Below are 4,200 nucleotides of genomic sequence, written 5' to 3'. Positions count from 1 at the left end.
CGCCGTCGATCAACCGAGTGGTCAACATAATCCAGCAAGGGGTACATGCCGGCCACGATCAGGTCACAGACCCACATCGGAAGTCACGGACGCAACGACCGATCACTAATTCGTGATTATGGCCCGCTCCTACTGGGCGGCAATAATTTTAGAGATCTGCTCGGCAACCGCCGTACGTATCTCGGTGTCATCGAGGTCGTGCAACCCGAACGCGACCCGCAGCGTGGGACCCATCAGGCCCCAGCCGATCTGCAAGGCCATGCCGTGCGCGGCCAGCAACCGCGCCGTCCGATCATCGGTGTGCCCGGCCTGCACCTGTCGCAGGAAGGCCTCCATGCCGGGGAAGCGTTGTTGGAGTTCCTCGACCGGGAAGCCGTCGAGCGCCGAGCGCACCATGACGCGGGCCTGGAATTCGTAGGCGGCTTCGATCTCCGCCCGCGTTGCGCCTGACGCGCGGAGGCGTGCTGCGGAGTCGGCGAGATGCTGCAGCGTCGCCGCCAGTAGTTGGCGCTTACTCCCGAAATGGCGGTGCAGCAGGCCGTGGTTCACGCCGGCCCGGGTGGCGACTTCCCGAATGGAGGTGGCGGCCGGACCCTTCTCGGCGAACAACTCACTGGCCGCTTGCAGCACAGCGGCGCGGACCTCGTCTTTGCCGATTGGCTTCGTGGTGGCCGTCACTGTTGCGTTCGCCGTAGCCATCTGTGTACATTAGCGGACAGCAGCAAGCGTAGACAGATGCCTACACTTGAGACTTCGAGTTTAGGAGCAGTCGTGAGCAGTGAACTTCAGGTGGTGAAACTCGGCGAGAACATCGGTGCGCGTATCGACGGCGTCCGACTCGGCGCGCTCGATGCTGACACCGCGGCCGCGATCAACGCAGCGCTGATCACCCACAAGGTCGTGTTCTTCCGTGGGCAGACGCACCTGGACGACGACGCCCATTACGCATTCGCGGAGAGCCTGGGTGTTCCCACGACGCCGCACCCGACGTTGAAGTTCGACGGCAGCCGGGTGATGCGGCTGGAATCCATCAACGGTGGCGGCGCCAACCAGTGGCACACCGATGTCACCTTTGTCGACCGGCCTCCGAAGGCGTCGATCCTGCGCGCGGTGGAACTACCGGCCTACGGCGGCACCACCACCTGGGCGTCCACCGTGGCCGCCTACCGGCAGTTGCCGCAGCCGTTGCAACAGCTCGCAGACGGGCTGTGGGCCATGCACAACAACGCATTCGACTACGCCCAGGTCGACCCGGCGAAGCTGGCCGCGCTCGAGGCTGACCCCGAGGCCGTCTTGAAGTACGCCAACCAGTTTCACTCGACCCACTACGAGACGCACCACCCAGTGGTGCGCGTACACCCGGAAAGCGGGGAACGGTCGCTGTTGCTCGGCAACTTCGTCAAGGCCGTCCTCGGCGTCAATGGCGCCGAGTCGCAGGCGTTGTTCCGGATCTTCCAAGACCGGATCATCTGGTTGGAGAACACGATTCGGTGGAACTGGGAACTCGGAGACGTCGCGATGTGGGACAACCGCGCGACACAGCACTATGCCGTCTCCGACTACGGCACCCAGCGCCGCGTCATGCACCGCATCACTCTGGCCGGCGACATACCGGTCAGCGTCAACGGCGAGCACAGTCGCGTTGTCTCCGGCGACGCCAGCGACTATTCGATCGTGGACACGCCCAGGCCATTGGTCGCCTGACCGTCTCTACGCGTCGGCGCATCGAGAGTGAGAAGAGCCCCAGAAGGCCGATCAGCTCAGGCTGGCCAGCGCCGCGTTTTCCACTTTGACCCGCATGCTGAGCAGCCACCCGTTGAGCACCGAAAACACCAGTGCGGTAACCCAAGCCGAGTGCACCAGCGGCAGTGCCGCGCCTTCGGCGATCACCGCGACGTAGTTCGGGTGAGATAGCAGCCGATAAGGGCCGCCGGTGACTCTGCTCGCGCCGGGGATCACGATGACGCGGGTGTTCCACTGATAGTCCAGAGTGGTGATGCACCACCAGCGCAACGCTTGCGCTGCCAGCACCACCGCGAACATCGTCCATCCCAGCGCGGGAACGAAGCTGCGATGCAATGCTATCGGCTCGATCAAGCACCCGGCAAGCAAGCTGAAATGCAGCGCCACCATCGCGGGGTAATGTCCGGCGCCGAACTCGACGCCGCCATGCGCCTTGCTGACAGCCCTGTTTCGTTGGGCAACAAAGACTTCGACGAGCCGCTCGACGGCGACAGCGCCGACAAGCAACGCGTACCAGATCATGGCCGTGTCACCTCCAGCGCAGCATGACGAGCTCGGAGCAAAATCCGGGGCCCATTGCGAGCATGACTCCGGGACTGCCGGCGGTCGGCTGTTTGGCGATCGTATCGCGGAATACGTGCAACACCGAGGACGACGATAGGTTGCCCACCTCGGCCAGTGAGCGCCACGTCAATTCCAAAGCATCGCTGGGCAATCCGATTGAGGCCACGATTGCCTCGATGACCTTGGGGCCGCCCGGGTGGCTGACCCACGCGGCGACATCGGTAATCCCCAGGCCGTAGGCGGCCAGCAACCCGGCCACGTCGTCGGCCAAATACTGCTCTACGACACCGGCGACATCGGGGGAGAGGATGAGGCCGAAACCGGTGGACCCGATGCTCCAGCCCATGGTGTCCTGCGAATCCGGGTAGAGGTGGCTACGCGACCCCAGCACTTCTGGACCGCGGGCGCCGATCTGCTCGGCCCGGCGCGCCCCAACCGCGACGACGGCGGCCGCGCCGTCGCCGAACAGCGACGTCCCCACCAGGGAGGCCGGCGACGGGGTCATCGCGGGGAAGGTGAGCGAGCACAACTCCACTGACAGCAGCACCGCGACATCGTCAGGCGCACCACGAAGGTGATCGTTGAGCCGGCCGACCCCGGCGGCTCCGGCCACGCAGCCGAGGCCGAACATCGGCACGCGTCGCACATCGGGGCGAAGTCCCAGCCGGGTCGCGATGCGCGCCTCCAGAGACGGCACCGCCAGGCCGGTGACTGTCGTCGACATCACCACGTCGACATCGGTTGGCCGTAATCCCGCTTCGTCGAGCGCGGCGGATATCGCGGCGCAGCCGAGTTCCACCGCATTCTCGATCCAGATGTCGTTCGCGCGGCCGAAATCTGTCAGCGACGCGTACTGATCAAGCGGCAGGACCAAGTAGCGACTTTCGACCCTGGAGCTCGCGTGAAACTTGTGTAGCAGGTCGCCGTGATCCCTGAACGCCGGGAGCCGGGCGAGCATCTCGGTGATGTCTTCCTGCTGGTACCGATTCTCCGGCAGGGCGCCCTGTACGCCCGCGATGACGCTGCCCGCTTCAAAGGCCCGAAATCTGTCGCGGCTCGAACGCTCAGTCACTGCTGTGCTCCTACGTGGACGATGAGGCCTACCGGCAACCCGCCGGGCCGGGATCAGCTGATGTGGTGCTCGCATTGAAATCCGTCAACGCGACACGCGCCCGATCTGATTCCGGACGACGGTCGGCGTGTTCACCACCCAATCTTATTGCGTCGATGCTTATTGCGTCGATCAGCCGGCAAACGTCCGTCGGCAAGAAAAAAAGACTAATAGTCTCTGTTAGAGACTGGCAGTCTCACACTAATCGCGGGGAGGTGCCGGGTGGCCGACACTGTGACCGAGTCGAGGCCCGACGACGACTTCGCGCTGGCCGGCCTGTCCTCGCGCGCGTCTGGCTCTCGGCCGTCGTACTGTGGGCGCCGGGCCGCGACGAGGAGCAATTACGGCCGGTGCGAAAGCTCCTGGCGCGCCGCCACGCGAAGGCCGAAAAATAGTGTCCTAGAAGAAGAATCCGGCGTGCGGCGCCTGGTGCACTGCGAACAATCGATCGGCGGCCACCAGCTGCGCCGGGGCATCGGCGCGGGCGAGCCCTGCTGTCGACAGACTCTGCCAGGTCGCTTCACCGAGTAGCACGGCGGCGAGTCCCGCGACGCCGACCCGCAGTTGAGGGCGCCGATCGGTTCGTGCGGCACCGGCTGGCGTGATGCTCAGCGTCACGCAATTCTGGGCCAACAGCGGGTCGTCGACCTCGACGGTAACCTCGGTGCCATCACCGTATTGCCTAGCAGCCAAGGTGGTTTCGACGTCCACGATACGAAGCCAGGTTTCGTCATGCGTAGCGGTCACCTTCATGGCCCGCCGATCGAGCAACAACCATGGCA

General features: G+C 64.7%; 5 protein-coding genes. 1 reads left to right on the top strand and 4 read right to left on the bottom strand.

Features of this window, described 5'->3' with window-relative positions; genetic code table 11:
- Window positions 1–129: 129 nt before the first annotated feature.
- Complete coding sequence (locus AC2VOG_RS16545; protein WP_486940949.1) at window positions 130–699, bottom strand: TetR/AcrR family transcriptional regulator; 570 nt, start codon at window positions 697–699, stop codon at window positions 130–132.
- Window positions 700–771: 72 nt separating this feature from the next.
- Here AC2VOG_RS16545 and AC2VOG_RS16540 point away from each other — a divergent pair, with 72 nt between their 5' ends.
- Window positions 772–1,704 carry a TauD/TfdA dioxygenase family protein gene (locus AC2VOG_RS16540; RefSeq protein ID WP_486940948.1) on the top strand — a complete coding sequence of 311 codons (933 nt, stop codon included), beginning with the start codon at window positions 772–774 and terminating at the stop codon, window positions 1,702–1,704.
- A 51-nt stretch (window positions 1,705–1,755) separates the two neighbouring features.
- Here AC2VOG_RS16540 and AC2VOG_RS16535 read toward each other — a convergent pair whose 3' ends face one another.
- From AC2VOG_RS16535 to AC2VOG_RS16525, 3 genes are all read right to left on the bottom strand, one after another.
- Entirely contained in the window at window positions 1,756–2,265 is a 510-nt protein-coding gene (locus AC2VOG_RS16535; RefSeq protein ID WP_486940947.1) for an isoprenylcysteine carboxyl methyltransferase family protein, read from the bottom strand.
- A gap of 7 nt (window positions 2,266–2,272) precedes the next feature.
- Entirely contained in the window at window positions 2,273–3,379 is a 1,107-nt protein-coding gene (locus AC2VOG_RS16530; protein WP_486940946.1) for a type III polyketide synthase, read from the bottom strand.
- Window positions 3,380–3,817: 438 nt separating this feature from the next.
- A partial coding sequence (locus tag AC2VOG_RS16525) for a sterol carrier protein domain-containing protein (RefSeq protein WP_486940945.1) occupies window positions 3,818–4,200 on the bottom strand: 383 nt, incomplete at its 5' end.

The sequence above is a fragment of the Mycobacterium sp. TH-M11 genome, assembly GCF_057473725.1.
This window is presented reverse-complemented; position numbering and strand designations above follow the sequence as displayed.

What these genes read in the sequence shown, in the direction of transcription:
- AC2VOG_RS16545 (WP_486940949.1), bottom strand. Translation starts at nt 699, where the DNA reads ATGGCTACGGCGAACGCAACAGTGACGGCCACCACGAAGCCAATCGGC.
- AC2VOG_RS16535 (WP_486940947.1), bottom strand. Translation starts at nt 2,265, where the DNA reads ATGATCTGGTACGCGTTGCTTGTCGGCGCTGTCGCCGTCGAGCGGCTC.